At 53.2% G+C, this 19,352-nt stretch carries 22 protein-coding genes; 7 read left to right on the top strand and 15 right to left on the bottom strand.

The annotated features are described in order from the left end of the window. Positions 1-114: 114 nt before the first annotated feature. The gene (locus tag ACE6ED_RS03375) at positions 115-921 is read right to left on the bottom strand and encodes a lipoate--protein ligase family protein (protein ID WP_410825618.1); all 807 of its coding nucleotides are present in this window, start codon (positions 919-921) and stop codon (positions 115-117) included. A 106-nt stretch (positions 922-1,027) separates the two neighbouring features. Next, positions 1,028-1,927 (bottom strand): lipoyl synthase, encoded by a 900-nt coding sequence (gene lipA / locus ACE6ED_RS03370; protein ID WP_410825546.1) that lies wholly within the window; start codon positions 1,925-1,927, stop codon positions 1,028-1,030. Positions 1,928-2,209: 282 nt separating this feature from the next. On the opposite strand from lipA, the gene ACE6ED_RS03365 reads away from it, so the two are divergent. Further along, complete coding sequence (locus tag ACE6ED_RS03365; protein ID WP_410825545.1) at positions 2,210-3,397, top strand: serine hydrolase domain-containing protein; 1,188 nt, start codon at positions 2,210-2,212, stop codon at positions 3,395-3,397. 129 nt (positions 3,398-3,526) lie between these two features. On the opposite strand, the gene ACE6ED_RS03360 is transcribed toward ACE6ED_RS03365, so the two are convergent. The 6 genes from ACE6ED_RS03360 to ACE6ED_RS03335 form a co-directional block, all read right to left on the bottom strand. Next, on the bottom strand, positions 3,527-4,330 hold the full coding sequence (locus ACE6ED_RS03360) for an ABC transporter permease (protein WP_410825617.1): 804 nt from the start codon (positions 4,328-4,330) through the stop codon (positions 3,527-3,529). Between the two features lie 8 nt (positions 4,331-4,338). After that, complete coding sequence (locus tag ACE6ED_RS03355; protein WP_410825544.1) at positions 4,339-5,364, bottom strand: ATP-binding cassette domain-containing protein; 1,026 nt, start codon at positions 5,362-5,364, stop codon at positions 4,339-4,341. A 255-nt stretch (positions 5,365-5,619) separates the two neighbouring features. Next, the gene (locus ACE6ED_RS03350; protein WP_410825543.1) at positions 5,620-6,027 is read right to left on the bottom strand and encodes a hypothetical protein; all 408 of its coding nucleotides are present in this window, start codon (positions 6,025-6,027) and stop codon (positions 5,620-5,622) included. A gap of 136 nt (positions 6,028-6,163) precedes the next feature. Then, positions 6,164-6,847: a formylglycine-generating enzyme family protein gene (locus ACE6ED_RS03345; RefSeq protein WP_410825542.1), complete on the bottom strand. Its 684-nt coding sequence runs from the start codon at positions 6,845-6,847 to the stop codon at positions 6,164-6,166. A 55-nt stretch (positions 6,848-6,902) separates the two neighbouring features. Further along, complete coding sequence (locus ACE6ED_RS03340) at positions 6,903-7,277, bottom strand: DUF4180 domain-containing protein (RefSeq protein ID WP_410825541.1); 375 nt, start codon at positions 7,275-7,277, stop codon at positions 6,903-6,905. Then, a complete protein-coding gene (locus tag ACE6ED_RS03335) occupies positions 7,274-7,966 on the bottom strand; it encodes a TetR/AcrR family transcriptional regulator (protein WP_410825540.1) in 693 nt (230 codons plus the stop codon). Before ACE6ED_RS03335 ends, ACE6ED_RS03340 begins: the two co-directional genes overlap by 4 nt. 241 nt (positions 7,967-8,207) lie before the next feature. Between ACE6ED_RS03335 and ACE6ED_RS03330 the strand changes: the two genes are divergently transcribed. Beyond that, the gene (locus tag ACE6ED_RS03330) at positions 8,208-8,894 is read left to right on the top strand and encodes a DUF6273 domain-containing protein (RefSeq protein WP_410825539.1); all 687 of its coding nucleotides are present in this window, start codon (positions 8,208-8,210) and stop codon (positions 8,892-8,894) included. A gap of 91 nt (positions 8,895-8,985) precedes the next feature. Then, the gene (locus ACE6ED_RS03325) at positions 8,986-9,225 is read left to right on the top strand and encodes a hypothetical protein (protein WP_410825538.1); all 240 of its coding nucleotides are present in this window, start codon (positions 8,986-8,988) and stop codon (positions 9,223-9,225) included. Here the strand turns inward: ACE6ED_RS03325 and ACE6ED_RS03320 are convergent. The 3 genes from ACE6ED_RS03320 to ACE6ED_RS03310 all read right to left on the bottom strand — a co-directional run bounded on the left by ACE6ED_RS03320 (position 9,203) and on the right by ACE6ED_RS03310 (position 13,380). Next, a complete protein-coding gene (locus tag ACE6ED_RS03320; protein ID WP_410825537.1) occupies positions 9,203-9,679 on the bottom strand; it encodes a macro domain-containing protein in 477 nt (158 codons plus the stop codon). The genes ACE6ED_RS03325 and ACE6ED_RS03320 overlap by 23 nt on opposite strands. 124 nt (positions 9,680-9,803) lie before the next feature. Further along, positions 9,804-11,870: a HelD family protein gene (locus tag ACE6ED_RS03315; protein WP_410825536.1), complete on the bottom strand. Its 2,067-nt coding sequence runs from the start codon at positions 11,868-11,870 to the stop codon at positions 9,804-9,806. A 289-nt stretch (positions 11,871-12,159) separates the two neighbouring features. After that, complete coding sequence (locus ACE6ED_RS03310) at positions 12,160-13,380, bottom strand: MFS transporter (protein ID WP_410825535.1); 1,221 nt, start codon at positions 13,378-13,380, stop codon at positions 12,160-12,162. A gap of 162 nt (positions 13,381-13,542) precedes the next feature. Here ACE6ED_RS03310 and ACE6ED_RS03305 point away from each other — a divergent pair, with 162 nt between their 5' ends. Beyond that, a complete protein-coding gene (locus ACE6ED_RS03305) occupies positions 13,543-14,133 on the top strand; it encodes a TetR/AcrR family transcriptional regulator (protein ID WP_410825534.1) in 591 nt (196 codons plus the stop codon). Between the two features lie 141 nt (positions 14,134-14,274). Here the strand turns inward: ACE6ED_RS03305 and ACE6ED_RS03300 are convergent, their stop codons facing one another. Next, the gene (locus tag ACE6ED_RS03300; protein WP_410825533.1) at positions 14,275-14,946 is read right to left on the bottom strand and encodes an O-methyltransferase; all 672 of its coding nucleotides are present in this window, start codon (positions 14,944-14,946) and stop codon (positions 14,275-14,277) included. A 125-nt stretch (positions 14,947-15,071) separates the two neighbouring features. On the opposite strand from ACE6ED_RS03300, the gene ACE6ED_RS03295 reads away from it, so the two are divergent. The 3 genes from ACE6ED_RS03295 to ACE6ED_RS03285 all read left to right on the top strand — a co-directional run bounded on the left by ACE6ED_RS03295 (position 15,072) and on the right by ACE6ED_RS03285 (position 17,447). Then, positions 15,072-15,980, top strand: coding sequence for a LysR family transcriptional regulator (locus tag ACE6ED_RS03295; protein ID WP_410825532.1), 909 nt, complete (start codon positions 15,072-15,074; stop codon positions 15,978-15,980). A 67-nt stretch (positions 15,981-16,047) separates the two neighbouring features. Beyond that, positions 16,048-16,494 carry a MarR family winged helix-turn-helix transcriptional regulator gene (locus ACE6ED_RS03290; RefSeq protein ID WP_410825531.1) on the top strand — a complete coding sequence of 149 codons (447 nt, stop codon included), beginning with the start codon at positions 16,048-16,050 and terminating at the stop codon, positions 16,492-16,494. Between the two features lie 140 nt (positions 16,495-16,634). Continuing rightward, complete coding sequence (locus tag ACE6ED_RS03285; protein ID WP_410825530.1) at positions 16,635-17,447, top strand: NmrA family NAD(P)-binding protein; 813 nt, start codon at positions 16,635-16,637, stop codon at positions 17,445-17,447. Positions 17,448-17,500: 53 nt separating this feature from the next. On the opposite strand, the gene ACE6ED_RS03280 is transcribed toward ACE6ED_RS03285, so the two are convergent. The 3 genes from ACE6ED_RS03280 to ACE6ED_RS03270 all read right to left on the bottom strand — a co-directional run bounded on the left by ACE6ED_RS03280 (position 17,501) and on the right by ACE6ED_RS03270 (position 19,270). After that, positions 17,501-17,881 (bottom strand): VOC family protein, encoded by a 381-nt coding sequence (locus tag ACE6ED_RS03280; protein WP_410825529.1) that lies wholly within the window; start codon positions 17,879-17,881, stop codon positions 17,501-17,503. A gap of 134 nt (positions 17,882-18,015) precedes the next feature. After that, positions 18,016-18,363: a winged helix-turn-helix transcriptional regulator gene (locus tag ACE6ED_RS03275; RefSeq protein ID WP_019685981.1), complete on the bottom strand. Its 348-nt coding sequence runs from the start codon at positions 18,361-18,363 to the stop codon at positions 18,016-18,018. A 160-nt stretch (positions 18,364-18,523) separates the two neighbouring features. Beyond that, on the bottom strand, positions 18,524-19,270 hold the full coding sequence (locus ACE6ED_RS03270; RefSeq protein WP_410825528.1) for an SDR family NAD(P)-dependent oxidoreductase: 747 nt from the start codon (positions 19,268-19,270) through the stop codon (positions 18,524-18,526). Positions 19,271-19,352: the final 82 nt, after the last annotated feature.

The raw sequence follows: 19,352 nt of genomic DNA, 5'->3' as shown, positions 1-19,352 counted from the left end.
AAAATGGCTAACTACTACTTCGACAAAGGCCCTGGAAATCCTTGTTAGTTATTTGGTCAGTCGTAGAAAAAAAAAAAAACAAACCCGGCAGGCGTTATCCCCTGCCGGGTTGATTCAGCGGGACCGATTCCAGGCATCGGTTCCGTATTTAGTCCGGACCAGCTCTGCCGCCAGCTCCTCCTCATATTCCGAGAGGGGCTCGGCGACAAGCGGCACGCCCAGCGCCTCTTCAAACCCGAGGCGAAAGGCTTCCTCCGCTTCCGGGAGAGTAACCTCCCGGCCGTTTTTGGCACGCAGCGCTTCATTGATAGCCACGGCCTTCTCTTCGACGATCCGCTTCCAGCGCTCCTTGGAGCGGCTTTCGGGGAACCGCAGCAGTTCAAACAGCAGCTCTGTCTGCGGATCGACGGGGATCGACCCGTGCTGCAGCACGATGCCCCGCGACCGCATTTGAGCGCTGCCGGCAATCTTGCGCCCCTCGACCGTAAGCTCATAGCGGGCCGGCGAATCAAAACAGGCGGCGGACCGGATCTGACGTGCTGCATGAAGTCCATCCCCGGCCGCCTGCTCGTATCCGCCCGTCATCTCCGCATCCAGGCCTAGCCGCCGAAAGCCGTACAGTAGGCCTTCGCTCAGCATCCGGTAGCCCTCCTGCACATACGCCGGCAGCCCCGGATACGTCTCCGGCAGCGTCAGCGTGTACGTAACTTCGCGGTCATGCAGCACGGCCCGGCCGCCGGTCGGCCGCCGCACGAAGCCGAGTCCGTGCCGCTCGATGGCGTCAAAGTCGACCTCTTTCTCCGCCTTCTGAAAATAGCCGACCGACAGCGTACCGGGCAGCCAATTATAAAAACGTACAGTAGGCGGTATTCGGCCTTCATGCCCGGCAATAATCATCGCTTCGTCGATTGCCATATTCATTGCGCCGGAGCGCCGGCCTGTATGTACAAACCGCCAGGGAGGCGTTCCATTTGAGGAATCCCGGTTATACGTTGTGTTCCCGTTCAACGTTTATCCGCCTCCTTGTTCACTCCGACGCCGCCTGGGTTTGCTGCCGGTTTTTGGCATGCTCTGCCTGCTCGTGGGCATGGTACGAGCTGCGGACAAGCGGCCCGGACTCGACGTGCGCAAAGCCGATGCGAAGTCCTTCTTCCTTAAGTTCGGCGAATTCCTCTGGTGAGTAGTAACGCTCCAAGGCAATATGCTTCAACGTAGGCTGGAGGTATTGTCCAATTGTAATGATATCGACGCCGGCGGCATGAAGATCCCGCATGGCCTGGATCAGTTCTTCCTTCGTCTCCCCAAGTCCAACCATAATCCCCGATTTGGTCGTCTGCCCCGGCTGCAGCTCCTTCGCCTGCCGCAGCACGCTGAGCGAACGGTCATATTTGGCCTTGGCACGGACCTTATCCGACAAGCGTGCGACTGTCTCCAGGTTATGATTCAGCACGTCAGGCTTGGCATCAAGTACGGTTTGAATCCGTTCGGGCACGCCGCCAAGATCAGGAATCAGCACTTCGATGTTCGTTAACGGGTTCAGTTTGCGCACCGCGTTGATGGTGGCGGCGAACATGGATGCGCCGTGATCGTTCAGATCGTCGCGGGCAACCGATGTAATCACGACATGCTTCAGCCCCATATCGCGCACCGACTCCGCAACATTCTGCGGTTCTTCCAAGTCCAGCTCCGTCGGCAGGCCGCTAGTTACCGCGCAAAAACGGCAGGCCCGGGTGCAGATACTGCCCAAAATCATAAACGTAGCCGTCCGCTGGCTCCAGCATTCATAGATATTTGGACATTTGGCCTCTTCGCATACGGAATGCAGCTTGCGGCCGCGCATCATGCTTTTCAGTTCCTTGTATTCCTCACCCGTGTTCAGCGATATGCGAAGCCACTCCGGTTTTCTCTCCATCGTCTTACGCATCATTGTCCTCCTTGAGATTCGTCTGTTTGTTCCAATCGATCTCCGTCAGCGCCGTTTTCGGTCTTCCACCTTGCTTCGCCGCCGCGATAAAGATTTTCGGCAACAAGCAATCTGGTTTTCATTGTAAACTTATGCAGCCGATCGTTCAAGCTTTTAGACAAATTCGATCTTTATAAAAATGATGAAACGACCGTCAAACTCCTTCGTACAAAAGGTGAAGTTATTTAGATTGACCATCGAAACAATTCGGCTAACGGCATACCATTTGCGGAGGTGTATAGGGAAATGAAGGTAAGGGAGGAGCTGTCAAGACTAATGGCAGCGCCGCAAAATCAGCGGCTGGCAAACCTGCCGGGACACCGGCTTAGGATCGGAGTAATTACGGAGTTCGGACGTACAGTATGGGGAGATGAGGAAGCAGCGGACCATGCGCCGGACCGTGCGACGGATCATACGCTGGATCATGCGCTGGATCAAACATCGGATCATTCGCCGGGCCAAACAGCGGGCTACGCACCGGACCATACACCTGGCGTCCATGCACCGGATCATGCACCGGAGCAAGACTCTGATTTGTACGAAATCGGCTCCATCACCAAAACCATGACCGGCCTGCTGCTGTCCATCGGCGAAGAGAAAGGCCTGTGGCAGGCTGACAGTTCCCTGTCCGGCTGGGATGATGACCCATGGGCAGCCGGCGCTTTTGCCCGGGAAACCACGCTGAAGCATTTGGTGACACATACGGCCAATCTGCCGCGCGTTCCGCTGAACTTAACCGCGACAAAGCAGGACCGGCTTAATCCTTACGCCAACTATACCGGCACTCATCTGCGTGAAGCTTTAGCAAAAGAAACACCGAAACCCAAACGGAAGCACAGCTATTCCAATTACGGCTACGGTCTGCTAGGCTGGCTGCTGGCGCGGCGCATGGGACTTAGCCTGGAAGAAGCGCTGCGGCGCGAAATCTGGGAGCCGCTTGACATGGCGCATACAGGCATAAACGGAGCGGCGGCTAATACGGGAGCACTTTCCCCCGTATATAACAGCAAAGGCGAGCCTGTTCCCCATTGGCAGTTCCAGGACACAACAGCCGGTGCAGGCGCCGTTTATTCTTCCTTGGAGGATATGCTCAGCTATTTGAGCGTTTATCTTGGCTGTTCGCATTCCGATCCCGCCCTGGATTCTGCAATTGACCGGTGCCTGGAGCCGCATTACGAAATATTCCCCGGCAAAGGCGTCGCCGTAGGTTATGCCTGGATGCGCTACAAAGAAAAAGACGGAACGGCTACCTGGTGGCATAACGGCGGAACCTTTGGCTCCAGCAGCTTTATCGCATTCAACCGGGAAAAAGCAGCCGGTTTCGTCATCCTGTCCAATTACGGAACCGGACTTCTAAGCCAGCTGCCGCTGATCGGGCGGCGTGTCATGAACGTCGACAAGCTCGCCCGTCAGGTTACCGCTCTTTTGTTCTGAAGATATACCCAGCTAAAGATGCCAATGGAATGTTCTAGGAGCTATCCTTCACCACTCCAATCGTTAACCACGCCGCCTTGGCATTCTCAAAGATACAGAGCAAGCATCACCGTAAGTTCTGGCGCCGGCTCAGGTCCGGCGCATGTATGCACGAACAGTAAGCGGCGCGAATACCGCTACCAGCACCACCGCTCCGATAACCGAATAGACGAAATTTCCGCCGATTGTCCCGCTGTTGGTGAGTTCCCGGACGGCACTGATCAGGTGGGAGACCGGATTGACATCCGCCAGCCATTTCAGCCAGCCCGGCATCGTGTCTACAGGCACAAAGGCGTTCGACAGGAAGGTGAGCGGAAACAGCACAATCATTGAAATCCCCTGAACGCTCGAAGCGCTGCGGGCGATGACGCCGCAAAAAGCAAAAATCCAGCTGACCGCCCAGGACGATGCGATCACGAGCAGGGAAGCTGCCGCGACATAACCCAAACCGCCTTCCGGCCGGTAACCCATCAGGTAACCCATGGTGAAGGTCAACACCGTTGCAATTGTATAACGGACCGTATCGGCAAGCAGCGCACCGGCCAGCGGTGCAATCCGGGCGATCGGCAGCGATTTAAAACGGTCGAAGACGCCTTTGTCCATATCCTCCCGCAGCTGTACGCCGGTTACGATGGAGGTGGTAACTACGGTTTGGACCAATATACCGGGAATGATTACCGGCAAATAGCTCTGCACATCCCCTGATATAGCTCCGCCGAAGATGTAGGTGAACATCAGGGTGAACAAAATAGGCTGCAGCGTTACGTCAAAGAGCTGCTCAGGGGTCCGTTTGATTTTTAGCAGGCCTCTGTAAGCCATGGTAAGAGACTGGCGGACCGAAGCCCGGATCCCGGGACGCCGGGCCAACGGGTGACCGGAGGCGGAATGTGTCATATAGCTGCTCATACGGCTGCCCCTTCCTTCTGCCGTGCGTGCTCTTCCTGAGCGGCTGCAGGTGCCGATACGCCATGTCCTGTGATGCTTAAAAAGACTTCGTCAAGCGTCGGCTTCTGCACACTGATTTCGGCGAGCCCGATGCCCCCCGCCCGCAGCGCCACCAGCAAATCAGTGACCAGACCGGCCTCGGCCATCGGCGCTGTGATCAATCCGGCTTCGGGTATCACTTGGCTGCGCTCGCCCAACACCCGCTCAATCAACAGCCGGGCCGCTTCCGTCTGCCCCGGCTGCTCAACCCGCAGCTGAAGCGACGAGGTGCCAACCGATGTCTTGAGTTCATCAACAGTTCCTTCCGCCACTACCCGTCCGCGGTCGATAACCGCCACCCGGTCGGCCAGCTGATCAGCTTCATCCAGGTATTGCGTCGTCAGCAGAACGGTTGAACCTGCTTGAACGAGCCGGCGGATCGTGTCCCACATTTGTGCGCGTGTACGCGGATCCAGGCCGGTCGTAGGTTCATCCAGAAAAATAAGCGGAGGCCGCGCGATCAGGCTGGCCGCCAAATCGAGCCGGCGGCGCATGCCGCCCGAAAATGCTTTGAGCGGGCGGGCAGCCGCTTCCGTCAGTCCAAATTCCTCCAACAGCTCCGCCGCTTTGCGCTTCGCCTCAGACCTGCCGAGACCCAGCAGTCTGGAGAAAATCACCAGATTCTCCGTCGCGCTTAGCGATTCGTCCACCGAAGCGTATTGGCCAGTGACGCCGATGAGCTGGCGGACAATATGCGGTTCTTTTTGAATATCATGTCCAAAAATTGCAGCTGTCCCGCCATCAGCCCGCAGCAGCGTCGCCAGCATGCGGATTGTCGTCGTTTTGCCCGCTCCGTTTGGTCCAAGCACGCCGTATACCGTGCCTGCGCGCACCTTCAAATCCACCCCGTCAACTGCACGGTTTTGGCCAAAATTTTTGATTAATCCGCTCGCCTCCACCGCCCACTCCCGGTCAGCAGACGTATGTATTCCCTTCTGTTTCATTCCCCAGCCTCCTTGTTATGCTGCTCTTTCGTTCCAACCGCATGGCTGAAACGTCAACATCTGCATTGTAAAAAAAAAGGAGCCGGCAGGAAAACCTGCCGGAGAACGGTTCACGTATCGGTCTCGGGTTGGAGGCAGCGGGCTGAAACGCCGTTCCAGCCCATTTGCACGATGATTTCAGAGATGCCGAACGGTTGATTTTATGAGGCTTGGGGTGATTTTATGAGGGCAGAACACCCGCTGTGGAGAGGACGGTTAAGTATCGCAAATTTTGCGCTGGGCCAAAACAACATGGCACCCTCCCCGGGTGTCCTTCCCTTCCAGTTTGACACAGTGGAGCCGATGGCCGGTCTGGGCGGTAAACGACCCGCGGCTGTCCGCCCGGAACGTCTCCCGCCAAATCAGCCGCTTGCGTTCAGTCCACTCCAGCGTCAACTCTCCCTTCTCAACATGAACGTCATAGGATATCGTTATTGTGCTGTTTTTTTCGAGCATGAAGTTGTAAAACTCGGGTCCGGTAAAACTTTTGTAGGTAACGGTCAGTTCGTTTCCGGTATGCTTGTACACATAGGCAATTTTCTTGGTTGTTTTAAGCACGCCCAGCCTATTCAGCACAACTAGCAGGACTGCTGCCGTGATCACAACAATAATAAAGGATAACATCTGCTTTGGTCCCTCCAGTTAGGTTCGTATCCTTTTGCAGGTTGACGACTTGCCGCTGTCCAAAATAAATAACGCCGGCCCTTAAGGCTGGCGCATTTCCTCGCGTTTCATCTTACCGGACCACTGCTGTTCCATTCTACCGGCGCACTGATCTCGCCAACCGAAACCCCAAATCGTCGATCCGGAAAGTCGGATGGCTGCGCCTGCGGCAGGTCGCTCCGCAGCCCCTCGCCTCTTCCGCCCAGCTTCCCCCGCGAAAAATCCGATATTCCCCGTACACTCGCTCATCATACACGTCCCAGCACCATTCCCAGACATTGCCCAGCATGTCGAACAGTCCCCATGGATTCGGTTTTTTGCCGCCGACCGGGTGTGCTCTGCCTTCCGCGTTATCCCGATACCAAGCGATTTCACCGAGGTCGCCGTACCGGTAACCGTCCGTGTCCGCCTTGCAGGCATACTGCCATTCCGCTTCGGTGGGCAGCCGGTAACCGTCCGCTTTCCTGTTCCATATAACCCGCACTTCCTGCGGGTCAATCACATAGCACTCCTGCAAACCTGCATGACGGGAGAGAATGTTGCAGAATTTCACCGCATCAAGCCACGACAAATTCACGGCCGGAGCCAGCGGATCACCCGGCAGGGTTTTATTGGGCTGAACTTCACCCGGCAGAGCTTCATCCAGCAGGACGGGCATAGAGCTGTACTGCGCATTCGTAACCGGGACAGCCGCCAGCCAAAAATCATCTACCTCCGCCGTCCAAACCGCCTTCGTCCGGTCGTCCCTCAGCTTCACCTCGCCGGCCGGTATCCGGATCATGGCCGGTTCCATCCACAGCTGTACCTCGGCACTCCTGTTTTCCGCGTTCCGCACGTTATAGTGCACTCAGCTTAGCAATGGCCTCCTGCTCGGTCGGCAGGAAAAACACATCGGCGCCATGGTTGCATTCGTAAATGAAATCCCGGAGACTTTTGCTGGTATAACCCGAGAAGTCGCCGACAATCGCCGCCTTCACATCATAATTGACGAACTTTTGCAGAATCTCTCCCGCCAGCCGGGTCTTCAGGTCAAAAAACCGCTCATCCAGCAGTGCTTTCTCCAGCACAATCCGGTTGCAGCCCGTCTCATAGCTTACCGTTGCTATCATGTCCAGCGCCGATTGTACATCGCTTATCACAGCTTCTCCGCCGGCTTCTCCGATGTGAACTACGGCAATTCCGCCGCCTGCATCCACTCTCGTAATTTTCATTTCCGTTTATCCTCCTCATTGCGGTCTGAGCCGCTTATTGTTTGGGTCAATCTGCTTACATAATTCTCCCCGATTTGCCGGTTATCCTCCGCATCCGCTGGAAGCACACCAGCCACCCGGAAAAAACTGAGTCCAATTACCATCGCCAGCATACCGTAAGCGGCATCCGCCGGTTCCGCTACGGCCATCTGTCCTGACTGGTTCCCGTATTCGAAGATCCGGGCGATCCCGCGCAGATTGTCCGGATAACTTTCCGCTGCAACGTTCCGTATATTCGGGTCTGTCATCGCTTTCGAAAAAAACTGGACAAACAGCCGCGCCTGATCCTCCAAAGGGATCGCCATCTGCTCCGCTCCCTCCAGCTCCGAGACATTAATTGCCCGTCCGGATGGTTCACGGTAGGGAGGCAGCAGCTGGTTCAGCACAATATCCAGCATCTCGCCAGCGGCCATGCCGGGACGGATTTCGGACTCGATTTTTCGTCCATAGTAGGCCATAAATGCTTTAAACGCCTCTACGGTCAGCTCATCTTTATTTTTGAAATAATAGACTACGACACCCTTGGAACAGCCTGCATACTCCGCCACTTTATCCAAGGTCATGCCTTCCATCCCGCGCTCACTGATGCAGGTTAAGGTGGCATTGATCAGCTCGGCCCGCCGGCGGGGTTCCATTCCTATTTTCGGCATCTGTCGCCGCCTCCTTTTTTATACTGAACGGTCAGAATAAAAAAAGTGTACATAATCTCCCCAGGTTTTGTCAATCCGCTTAACCTCAGAAAATCCCCACCTTAAAGTTGAACCTTAAAGTACGGGAGTAATTAATCGGAAAATAAGAGCTTGCGGTATCAAGGTTATCCCCTGCTCAACCGGAAGATTGCATGAATGTTGTATGATCAAAGGCATAAAGGAAAATAAGGAGGAGACTTACGTGGGAAAAGGGAGTTTTACTTTCACGCCGAACCGGAGCTTTGAGCCCGGTGAAAAGATTACTTTCGGCCAGTATCCGCAATCTGAAGACGGGAGCAAGCTGCCGATTGTTTGGCGTATTCTCGAAATTTCAGGCAGCAAATGTTTTTTATTGAGCGAAGATATTTTGGACTGCAAGCGGTATCACGGCAAAAGTGCGGATGTTACCTGGCGGGATAGCCCAGATATCACATGGCAAGATTGCGATTTGCGCAAGTGGCTGAACGATGAATTTTATCACGCCGCTTTCAGCGCAGCAGAACAGGAATATATAGCAACCGTACATTGTACAGACAATGGAGCGGACAGTCCGGATACGGAGGACAAGGTGTTCGTGCTCAGCGTTGCCGAACTAGAGAGATTTTCTGAACTGCATGGCAGGGAATTGCGGCGGGCCGTTGGGACGGACTTTGCCAAATTAAAAAAAGCCGACGGATGCAGCTTGTATGTATATGACAAGTCGAACAAAGAGAACTACATCGTTAGAGACGGCAAAGAGGCCGCCTGCTCCTGGTGGTGGCTGCGGACCCGGGGGAATAAGCCTTCGCGTGCTTATTTTGTCGGTCCAGGCTGCAGTATCCGCAGTTATGCCAATGTCAGCTTGGCCCGTGACGGCGTTCGTCCCGCACTTATCCTGCGTCTTCCCTAAATAGAGGAGAACCATGCATCCTCAATAAAAATGCTAGGGGCGCCGCGCTTCTCCTGAAAGGCCTGCATCCAGGAAGCCCGCGCGCTCCCCTATGCAGTTTAGGTTTCTTATACTCCTATGTGCCTCTTATGTTTCTTATGTTTCTTATGTTTCTTATGTTTCTTATGTTTCTTATGTTTCTTATGTTTCTTATGTTTCTTATGTTTCTTATGTTTCTGCTGCCTCCACTGCTTCTGCTGTTTCTGCTGTTTCTGCTGTTTCTGCTGTTTCTGCTGTTTCTGCTGTTTCTGCTGTTTCTGCTGTTTCTGCTATTTCCCCGCACTCTCCGTAATCCCGGCTGGCAGGTATACCTCAAACCTGACTTCAGGCAGTTCAGCGGCCGCCGTTTCGATCAGCGGTTTCACAACCTCCCAGTCCAGTCCGCCAAGCCCGCAGCCTAAAGCAGGCACAGCGACGGAGCGTATCCCATGCTGGCGAAGTGTCTCGGTTAATCCGGCTAATCCGTTCCGGATATCCTCCAGCTTGGATTTGCCCCGCCAATGGCGTTTGGTCGGAAAATTAATAATCCACCGGGAAGCCGAGTCCGTATCTACAGGAACGGCCAACATCCGGCCCGGGGCCATCTCTCCCGCTGCACAAGCCGCTGCATAATGTTCAAAGTTACCAGGGTACGCCTGTTTAAACTGCAGGGCAATCCCCTTGCCCATTACCCCCATACAATTCACGGCGTTGACCAAAGCTTCTGCCTCCGACTCCAGTAAATTCCCTTGCTTGTATTCCAGCATATTCCCACCACCCTCGAATGTATGTTCCCATACTACCGGACCCGTAATATTTTGTCAATTCGCCCGCGGCTCCTATTCTGTCCTAGCATGCGAGGATGAACGGTGACCGTTATCATGATACGTCCTAGCCCTTGGGGATGAGCAGTGAACGTTCTCCATGGTACGTCAGCACCAGTTTATGCATCGCTCTCGTACAAGCGATATACAGCAGGCTCCGGTCCAGCTCGTTATCATAATTTGAAGCATTCACAAAAGGCACGAGCACCTGGTCGAACTCCAGCCCTTTTGCCATATGGACCGTGGTCACTATAACGCCCTCTTCAAACTTGACACTATCAAAATCCAGCAGCAATACGCCGCTGCCATTCGAATGCAGCAGCTCATGCAGCGCCCGGGCCTGGGTTTGCGTCTTGCAGACGATCCCCAGCGTACGGTAGTGGGCGGATGTCCGGAAAACGCCGATCAGCTCTCGTATCTGCTCCACTTCTTCTGGCTCATCGGCCGAAGACAGCATTTCAGGAACGGCTCCATGCCGTTCGATCGGAACGATGCGGCTGTTAGGCGCGATTTTTTTGGCAAAGTTGATGATTTCGACAGTGGACCGGTAGCTTTTGAGCAGATGGACCGTGTCGGCTTCGGGAAACACCTGCTTGATGCCGCCGATGGAAGAAGAGGAATACGGATTTACAGACTGATTGGCATCCCCCAAAATCGTTTTCCGGCACTTGAACAACTCGCCGAGCACCTTGTACTGAACTGCGGTGTAGTCCTGCATCTCGTCAATGACCAGATGCTTGATTTCCTCATACCCCTTCGCCCCCTCCAGCTGCAGCTTTAAATACAGGAGCGGAAAAACATCGGAATATTCCAATTTGCGCGGCTTTAGCCGCATAAACAGCTCCGGTCTGCCCGCCTCGGCATAAAATTGCTGATAGAAGGCGAGCAGGTTTGGAAGCTTCAGCATTTTTTTGACCGCAGCCTTGATTTTATTTGTGTCTGCTGTCTTTAGCCTGCCTCCGTCGCTGTCGCGCGCATTGGAAGCAACCGATGCCGCCGTCTTGTCCACTCTGCGTTTTAACGGAAGTCCGGCGAAGGATTGATACGCCTCCGCAATCCGCTCTGCAGAGATATGAAGATTTGGAAAACCGATTTCAACCGGACAAAAATAGCGGCCGCTTGCCTCCTCCACAAACGCATCTATACGGTGAATGATCTCGATCCCCGCTTTGCAGCGGATACGTTCAATCCGGTCAGGGCCGCAGGACTCCGTCAGCTCCGCCACCTGCTCGTGGAACGTCTGAAACTCGCAAACCCCGGCAAGCTCGGCCGCCGCAATGTCCTCCATGCCAAGCTCTGCAATTGGCTCTTCCCCAAGTTCGGGCAGCACGTTGGAGATGTAGTCGGCAAACACCTTGTTCGGCGACAAAATCAGGATGTTATGCGAATTAACCGACGCCTTATGCCTGTACAGCAGATAAGCGATCCGGTGCAGCGCGACGGACGTTTTGCCGGATCCGGCCGCGCCTTGAATAATCAGTTCGCGGGACGATTCGTTTCGGATGATATCGTTTTGTTCCTTTTGGATCGTGGCGACGATATCCTTCATTTTCTCGTCCGAGGTTCGGCTGAGCTCCCGTTGAAGTACATCGTCATTGATGTTCATAGCGCTTTCGATCATGTATTCCATTTGCCCCTGCTGAATCCGGTACTGCCGTTTTAACTCCACTGTTCCCTCAATTTGGCCTTGCGGCGCTGTATAGCGCGCCGGCCCCAGACTATAATCGTAGAACAGGCTGGCGACGGGCGAACGCCAATCATAAATTGCATATTCCTGCCCAGTCTCTTCGTCAAATGCAGTTACACCGATGTAATAAGTCCCCCCTGCTCTCTGATCATCAGCCTGAAAATCAACTCTGCCAAAATAAGGCGATGACAGCAGCTTCTGCAATCTGCTGCGTTTCAGCACCGCGTTTTCTCCCCTGTCGATGGCCAAGGAAATGTCAACGACATTGGCGGCACGTTCGGCGGGATCCAGCTGATCCCGGTTCTCCCAGACATATTGTTTGGCCAACACAATATCCCGGCCTGCCGTCCGGATCCGCTCGTCCAGCGCTTCGGCCGCCCCGCGGATTCTGGCGAGCATATCGTCCAAAAATCTTCTTTCTTCCTTCTCCGTAGCATGAATGGTCATCGCTTCTCCCTCTATTCTTGAAAAATGTAATTCCAAGTATAGAGAAAACAATAAAAAAATATAGACTTATTCTTTCCGGCGAATTATCATGTAATTATCGTGGGTCCAAAAAAGGGTATACAATTTTAGTAACGGATGGTCAACGCCTCGACTTCTTTTGTAGAAGCAGGGGCGTTTTTTGCGATATTCCCAGCCGCTCGCTCAACAACAATTCCATCCATGACGTCCTAGCCCCATCGCATAAAAAACAGGCGCCGGCATTTTGCCGGCGCCCTGCTGCATCCAACCTTTAATTCACGGAATGTTGTCCTGCCCGTCCCCGGCTTGTATATTCCGTGAGAAAATACAGGAATGCGGCCAGCGGAACACCTGCGCCAATCAGCGCTGTCAACCCCCAGCCCCCGTTAGCATAAGCCCAGCCGCCAAGCGAGGAGCCAATCGCTCCGCCGATAAAAAACACCGCCATAAACAGCCCGTTCAGACGTCCTCTCGCCTCATTCCCCAGCGAATAAATCGCACGCTGCCCGATGACCAGGTTACCCGACACGGCCATATCCAGCAGGATCGCGGCGGCGACGAGCAGCGCCAAGGACACGGCCGAATGACTGCGGACGAGATACGTCAGCACAAAAGATAGTACGGCAATGCTCATAGCAATACCGGTTAACCGCCCGCTCCAGCCTTTATCCGCAAGCCGTCCGGCAATCGGCGCCGCAACGGCTCCCCCTACCCCGGCCAGCGCAAACAACGCAATTCCCTGCTGAGACATCCCAAAATCGTCCGCAAGCCGCAGCGGGACAACCGTCCAGAAGAGGCTGAACACCCCGAACAAACTGGCTTGATAGATGGCCCGGCGGCGCAGGATTGGGGTGTTTTTGAACAAGGTGCCCAGCGATACGATTAGCGCCCCGTAGCTTAATGCAGGCGAAGGTTTACGCTCCGGAAGAACCCGCGCCAGCACCAGCGTCAGCAGCGCAATAACGCCGGCGGACAGGGCAAACACCGCCTGCCAGCCCCAGATGCCGGTCAGGAAGCTTGCTACAGGCCGTGCGAACATAATCCCAAGCAGCAGCCCGCTCATTACATTGCCCACCACTTGGCCGCGCTGGCTGTCGGATGCCAGGAAGGAAGCATAAGGCACCAGAATTTGCGCGGCAACCGATCCAAGCCCGATAAAGAAAGACGCGGTTAGGAACAGCGCTCCCCCGGTCGTAAAAGCAGCCGCTAACAGCGCAGCAATCACAGCAAGCAGTGAAATGACGGTCAGCCGGCGGTTTTCTACCAAATCGCTGAGCGGTACGATAAACAGCAGTCCGATTACGTAGCCGACCTGTGTCAAAGTGACGATCAATCCCGCTGATTCCAGCGAAAGGCCCGTTGCTTCGCTGATCGGGCCAATCAGCGTTTGGGAATAATACAGGTTAGCCACGATCAGGCCGCAGGCAGCCGCCAATAAAAACATCAGCCAGCCCGGAATCCGCCGTCCTTCGTCCGCTTGTTTCTTAGTCATTGTAATTCCTCCTCTTTCACTCCATTTTAAATACTGTACGTTCAGTTCACTAATTCATGTCTAAATAATATACTGAACGTATCGTTTTGTAAATAGGTTTTTTTAATTCTTTTTTTGGTATAATAAACGTATCGTTTTTATGTATACAGGGAGGACATGCCTATGACCGCCAAGCGGGGACGTCCGCGCAATCCGGATACCCAACAATCCATCATCACTGCATCGTATGAACTGCTGCTCGAAGAAGGCTTCGCCTCGGTTACTGTAGAAAAAATCGCGGAACGCGCAGGCGTCAGCAAAGCCACCATCTATAAATGGTGGCCTGGGAAGGCGGCCGTTGTCATGGACGGTTTTCTGGCCGCGTCAACCGAAAGACTGCCGGTACCCGATACAGGTTCGGTACGGGAAGACATTCGAATTCACGCGACCAACCTGGCCCGGTTTCTGACCAGCCGGGAGGGCCGGGTGATCAAAGAGCTGATCGGGGAAGGCCAATTCGATCCCAAAGTGGCGGAAGCCTACCGCGCCCGGTATTTCCAGCCCCGCCGGCTGGAGGCCAAACAGATGCTGGAGCGCGGCATAAGCCGGGGAGAGCTGAAGAAGGAGCTGGATACCGAGCTGTGCATCGATCTGATGTATGGTCCGATTTTTTACCAGCTGCTGGTGTTAAGCGACACGCTGGAGGAAACATATGTCGAGAACATCGTCCGGACTGCATTTGCGGGAATTGCCCCGGATGAACAAGCTGAGTGAGCAAAATCCGTTCGTGGTTACCCCTTCGAACACACAGCAAAAAGAGGACAAACCGAAGTTTCCGGCTGGCCTCTTCCTACAAAAAAGAATCTGCCCGGCTGGTGTATTGTCCCGGCCTGGCAGGTTTTTGTCTATTCGGGGTTACTCTTCGACGATGCCGATCAGGAATCCGTCGTATCCTTTACCCCCCACCGTCTGTATCGCGGTTGCGGTTAACCGGGGTTCTGCGGAGATCAGATCAAAAAAGGTTCGCACCCCCTGCACCCGGGGATCACCGCTGTTTTCTGCTACAATCTCCCCATCACGGATGACGTTATCGCCGATAATGACCGTACCCGGATGCGCAAACCGAAGCGCCCATTTTAAATAACCAGGGTTGTTGGGTTTATCCGCATCGATAAAAATCAGATCAAACGGCTCGGTTCCTTCCTCTTCCATCCGGGCCAGCTCCATCAATGCTTCCCCGTTTCGCAGCGTGATTTTCTTTTCCACCCCGGCCCGCTTAAAATTAGACCGAGCTGTCTGTGCAGCGCCAGGATCGATCTCGAGCGTCACCAGCTGTCCGCCTTCGGGCAGCGCCCGGGCCAGCCAAATGGTGCTGTATCCTCCAAGTGTGCCGATTTCCAGTATGCGTTTGGCTCCTTGCATCCTTGCAAAGATCTGCAGCAGCTGACCTTGGCCAGGAGTCACGTCAATTTCCGGGAGCCCGGCCTCTTTGTTAGCGGCCAGCACCTCATCCATAATGGAATCCTGCGGGATGAGACGCTCCGTAAGGTAGTCATCGACCTCTGCCCATCGTTTATTTTGCGTCATACCAACACGCCCCTTCTCAAGAATTTGACTTCCTGAGTTCACTATACGTCAATATAAATTATAAATATAATATATGTTAATCGTATAATCATAATTTAAATATATGAATAGAAAAGGATGATCCGATGAATCTGCATGCCCTGCGCCTCTTCCACACCGTTGCGTCTACCGGCAGTGTCACACGCGCTTCGGAGCTGCTAAATATCAGCCAGCCTGCGATTACAAGTCAGATCAAGAAGTTTGAAAGCGAGCTTTCCCTCACGCTGCTTCGTCCGCAAGGAAGAGGAATCGCTTTGACCAGCGCCGGCGAGAACGTCGCCATGCTGGCCAAACGGTTATTTGGCGTCGAGCAGCAAATCGAGCAGTACGCCTCTGATTATGCATCGGGCTACAAGGGTTATGTCCCCGTCGCCGCGACCTATTTGCCTTCCCATTATCTGTTGCCTGCATGGATCGCCAAGTTCAAGCAGCAGTACGAGCAGGTAGAAATGAATATCCTGACTACCAACTCCAGCGATGCGCTTAACAAGCTGCTGCAGGGTGAAGCCGACATCGCCATATACGGAGGCATGCCGGAGGATCATCCGGACACGCTTACGACGGAGCATTTATTCCGGGATGAACTGTGGTTCGTGGTCGCGCCTGGGCACAGGTACGCCAACTGCACGATTTCTTTGGCAGAGATGATGAAGGAGCCTTTCGTGATGCGGGAGGAAGGCAGCTCGACCCGGGCAAGACTGCTGGCGTTATGCCGGACCTACAACGCTCCAATGCCGCGCATCAGTCTGCAGTTCAACGGACTGCACGAAGCCATTCAGGCGGTTATTGCAGGATACGGGGCCAATTTTGTTTCTTCGCTTGTGGTAAAAGAGCATGTGGACCGTGGAGCCTTATGCCGGGTACATGTGACGGACGTTCATTTGGAGAATACGATCGCCATCTGTACGCGCAAAAATGAGACGCTGTCCGCTGCGGCCCAGCATTTTATCGAAACCGTCCGCCGAAATCCGCATAAGGGAGCACTTGACAAATAAGGAACCGAATCGCCATAATATAATTAGTTAAGCGATTAACTATTTAGGTTTAGGGAGGTGTAACCGATTGGATGATCTGCAGGATTACGTACTGGATCTGCCGCTGCCAAACCGCGTTTTCTTTACCCTGGTCGAGACCACGGCTCAATTGGTGGATGTTTCCGAGAAGTATTGGCAGTCCCATGGTTTGAACGGAGCCAGAATACGCATCCTGGTGGAACTGATGAAAGAAGGCGGCACCCTGCTCCCCTCCCGGCTGGCACAGCAGATCGGCGTAACCAAAGCCAACATCAGTTTGCTCCTCGTCCCGCTGGAGAATGAAGGCCTTATTCGCCGGGACAGCCATCCCCAGGACGGCCGTAAGTCGGTGATCTCAATAACAAACACAGGCCAACACCTGCTGATGCAGCATCTGCCTGTAAACAGACAACAGGTTGCCGGCAAAATGAAGGCATTAAACGACAAAGAATTAACACAGCTTCTGGCCTTACTCCGGAAATTACGCGAAGGATAAAGGGTTGGGCAGGCGTTGCGGTGTCCAGCGCCGCGGCTGTCCAACGTTTTTGTCCAATGTCCGGCGCCGCAGGAAATGCAACGTTTTTCGTCCAATTAGTTTAGCGCTTAACTAAATTTCGACAAAGAAGGTGCCGAAACATGTCTATTCTCATCACAGGTGCAGCCGGGAAACTCGGAAGGCTGGTCATCAAGCAGCTCCTTCCCCTGGTTGGGCCCGGTCCAATCGTTGCGTGTGTCCGCCAGCCGGAATCGCAAACTGCATTGGAGGACCTGGGAGTCACCGTCCGCATGTGCGACTACGATCATCCCGGTTCTTTACAGCAAGCCTTTGCAGGAGGGTCAACTCTTCTGCTGATTTCAAGTCCGCATCCCGACGATACGGTCCGTCTGCGGCAGCACGCCCATGTAATTGAAGCAGCGAAGCAGGCGGGTATCAGCCAACTATTATACACCAGCTTTGCTTTTCCGGAAAAAAGCGGCATTTCGCTCACCTATCTGCATTTGGCTACGGAATATGCGATCCGCACAACGGGCATCCCCTACACTTTTTTACGGAATGGGCTCTACACGGACTTTATCAGTGCGCTGGATCTAAATTCAGCCATCGCTTCGGGCCATTTGCGGGTGAATCCGGGACCATGGGCGTTCAACTCGGTTACGCGTGACGATCTGGCTGCCGCCGCCGCAGCCGTAATAACCGGGCAGGGTCATCACAACAAAACTTATGAGCTTGCGTCACCAAACGTATGGACCTTCGACGAGCTTGCCAGCATCCTGTCCGAGCTGACCGGCCGCCCCGTCTCCCTGGATCAGAGCGCGGAGGTTTCTCATTGGATTTTCAGCTTTTTAAAACGGATCGACACCACTTCGACCTCTACCGATCTGGAAAAGCTGATTGGCCGCCCGGTAACCCTGCTGAAAGACAGCATCAGATCCCTAATCGAGATTTAGAATTTAGGATTTAGGGTTCCAGGACCGGCCGATCAGCCAGGAAAACAGGGAGCTTAATTTAACCGGTTGACCAGCTCGTATTTATTTCCGCACGGGTCTTCAAAATAAACAGCATAATAGGTTGGACTAATCGGGAAAAGCCTAGGGCCGTCGTTGATCACACCGCCGCTTTCCTTCACCACTTTTGCAATATGGTCGACCTCCGCATGATCGTTGGCCCAGAAGCCGATGAGGTTTTCGTTAGGTTTATGATTGGGGTCTTCTGTAATGGCAAAATAGGCGGCGCTGGGCAATTCCCCATCTGCGGCAAATACTCTCCAGTTGGCGCTGTGAAAGGTACGGGTAAAGCCCAGTTCAGGCAGAAGCTTTTCGTAAAACGGTAAAGCGTCCTCCAAACGGTTGACTCGAAGATCGATATGGCTGAATCGGTTCATAGGTTCTCAGCTCCTGATATAAACAGATAGATTAATGTCCTTAGTTTTGTAGTGCACTTTGTTAATTACGAAGTAACCTGTACTAGAATATTGCTCATCACTCGAAAACATCAACGTAAAATTCTGCACAACTGTTAATCCAGATACAAAATCTCAATCTCGCCCGGAGCGAAGGATTGCTCTGCGTAATTTCCCCCCCAATCACAAAGCGATCTCAAAATGGGTTCAAGTGATTGACCCAGTTCCGTCGTTGAATATTCCACCTTAGGCGGTACCTGATTGTACATCTTTCTGCGAATTAATCCGTCTGTTTCCAGTTCACGAAGTGTTTGAATCAGCATCTTTTGCGATATATTATGAACGAGTCGCTTAAGCTCTCCCGTCCGTTTAGGTCCTTTTATTAAATAGTACAGAACAAGCCCCTTCCACTTTCCTCCGATAACCTCTAGTGTAACTTCCAGTTCACAGAAAAATGTTTTCATATCAATGCACCATCTCCCGACCTAAGAATATCCCCTTCATGTATCGCTTGATCCTTCAAGGATCACTGAAGGAAAAATTGAACGTTACATGGAGGGGATAATACAATCGCATTTAAGTTGATTTAAAAATCTTTGTCGTTTGAAAATTATTATGTCCTGGTTAAACTTGAGCTACTCCGCCATCTACGAATAATTCAACGCCGTTCATATAGCTGCTTTCATTAGAGGCTAGGAACATGACAGCATTGGAGATCTCTTCAACCTGCCCCACTCTGCCGAGCGGAATATCATTTTTTGCCTGTTCCAGGAGTTTATCTAGTTCAGAGCCAAATAACTCATCGTACGCCGGCGTTACGACTGTTCCCGGACTAAGGATGTTTATACGAATTTCGGTCCCTCTCATATCAAGAATCCAGCTGCGGACGAGCTGTCTGATCGCTGCCTTGGATGCACCATAGATACTAAACGCTGGCATCCCCGTCGAGCCAGCAGTGGATCCCGTTAGAATAATCGAACCTCTTTTATTTGGGAACAAAGCTAATGCCTTTTGTACTGTAAAGATGGTTCCTTTCACGTTGACATCGAAAGTCTTGTAGTATTGTGCTTCTGTAATTTCTCCTAATGGAAGCAATGACCCTAGTCCGGCATTTGCAAAGAGAATGTCCAAGTGTCCCTTTTCTCGCTTAACTGTTTCGAATAATATATCTAGATCTTCCGATTTAGATATGTCACCTCGGACACCTGTAACATTCTTTCCGATCTGCTTTACTGCTTCATCCAGTTCACGTTGTCTGCGTCCCGTGATAAAAACGTAAGCCCCTTCTTTTACGAACTGTTGTGCCGACGCGAGACCAATGCCGCTTGTACCTCCGGTTACAACTGCTACCTTCCCGTCAAATTTCCCCATTCTATAACACTCCTTTTATAATGATTTATATGGTGCAGGATGCTCTGTCTGCCTCATGAACCTCCTATGAACGATAGTATGG

The organism is Paenibacillus nanchangensis (genome assembly GCF_046543445.1).
GTDB lineage: Bacteria > Bacillota > Bacilli > Paenibacillales > Paenibacillaceae > Paenibacillus_AQ > Paenibacillus_AQ nanchangensis.
This window is presented reverse-complemented; position numbering and strand designations above follow the sequence as displayed.

Coding starts and splice junctions, on each gene's coding strand:
- ACE6ED_RS03375 (WP_410825618.1), bottom strand. CDS start 921: ATGAATATGGCAATCGACGAAGCGATGATTATTGCCGGGCATGAAGGC.
- lipA (WP_410825546.1), bottom strand. CDS start 1,927: ATGATGCGTAAGACGATGGAGAGAAAACCGGAGTGGCTTCGCATATCG.
- ACE6ED_RS03365 (WP_410825545.1), top strand. CDS start 2,210: ATGAAGGTAAGGGAGGAGCTGTCAAGACTAATGGCAGCGCCGCAAAAT.
- ACE6ED_RS03360 (WP_410825617.1), bottom strand. CDS start 4,330: ATGACACATTCCGCCTCCGGTCACCCGTTGGCCCGGCGTCCCGGGATC.
- ACE6ED_RS03355 (WP_410825544.1), bottom strand. CDS start 5,364: ATGAAACAGAAGGGAATACATACGTCTGCTGACCGGGAGTGGGCGGTG.
- ACE6ED_RS03350 (WP_410825543.1), bottom strand. CDS start 6,027: ATGTTATCCTTTATTATTGTTGTGATCACGGCAGCAGTCCTGCTAGTT.
- ACE6ED_RS03345 (WP_410825542.1), bottom strand. CDS start 6,847: ATGATCCGGATACCGGCCGGCGAGGTGAAGCTGAGGGACGACCGGACG.
- ACE6ED_RS03340 (WP_410825541.1), bottom strand. CDS start 7,277: ATGAAAATTACGAGAGTGGATGCAGGCGGCGGAATTGCCGTAGTTCAC.
- ACE6ED_RS03335 (WP_410825540.1), bottom strand. CDS start 7,966: ATGCCGAAAATAGGAATGGAACCCCGCCGGCGGGCCGAGCTGATCAAT.
- ACE6ED_RS03325 (WP_410825538.1), top strand. CDS start 8,986: ATGCAGTTTAGGTTTCTTATACTCCTATGTGCCTCTTATGTTTCTTAT.
- ACE6ED_RS03320 (WP_410825537.1), bottom strand. CDS start 9,679: ATGCTGGAATACAAGCAAGGGAATTTACTGGAGTCGGAGGCAGAAGCT.
- ACE6ED_RS03315 (WP_410825536.1), bottom strand. CDS start 11,870: ATGACCATTCATGCTACGGAGAAGGAAGAAAGAAGATTTTTGGACGAT.
- ACE6ED_RS03310 (WP_410825535.1), bottom strand. CDS start 13,380: ATGACTAAGAAACAAGCGGACGAAGGACGGCGGATTCCGGGCTGGCTG.
- ACE6ED_RS03305 (WP_410825534.1), top strand. CDS start 13,543: ATGACCGCCAAGCGGGGACGTCCGCGCAATCCGGATACCCAACAATCC.
- ACE6ED_RS03300 (WP_410825533.1), bottom strand. CDS start 14,946: ATGACGCAAAATAAACGATGGGCAGAGGTCGATGACTACCTTACGGAG.
- ACE6ED_RS03295 (WP_410825532.1), top strand. CDS start 15,072: ATGAATCTGCATGCCCTGCGCCTCTTCCACACCGTTGCGTCTACCGGC.
- ACE6ED_RS03285 (WP_410825530.1), top strand. CDS start 16,635: ATGTCTATTCTCATCACAGGTGCAGCCGGGAAACTCGGAAGGCTGGTC.
- ACE6ED_RS03280 (WP_410825529.1), bottom strand. CDS start 17,881: ATGAACCGATTCAGCCATATCGATCTTCGAGTCAACCGTTTGGAGGAC.
- ACE6ED_RS03275 (WP_019685981.1), bottom strand. CDS start 18,363: ATGAAAACATTTTTCTGTGAACTGGAAGTTACACTAGAGGTTATCGGA.
- ACE6ED_RS03270 (WP_410825528.1), bottom strand. CDS start 19,270: ATGGGGAAATTTGACGGGAAGGTAGCAGTTGTAACCGGAGGTACAAGC.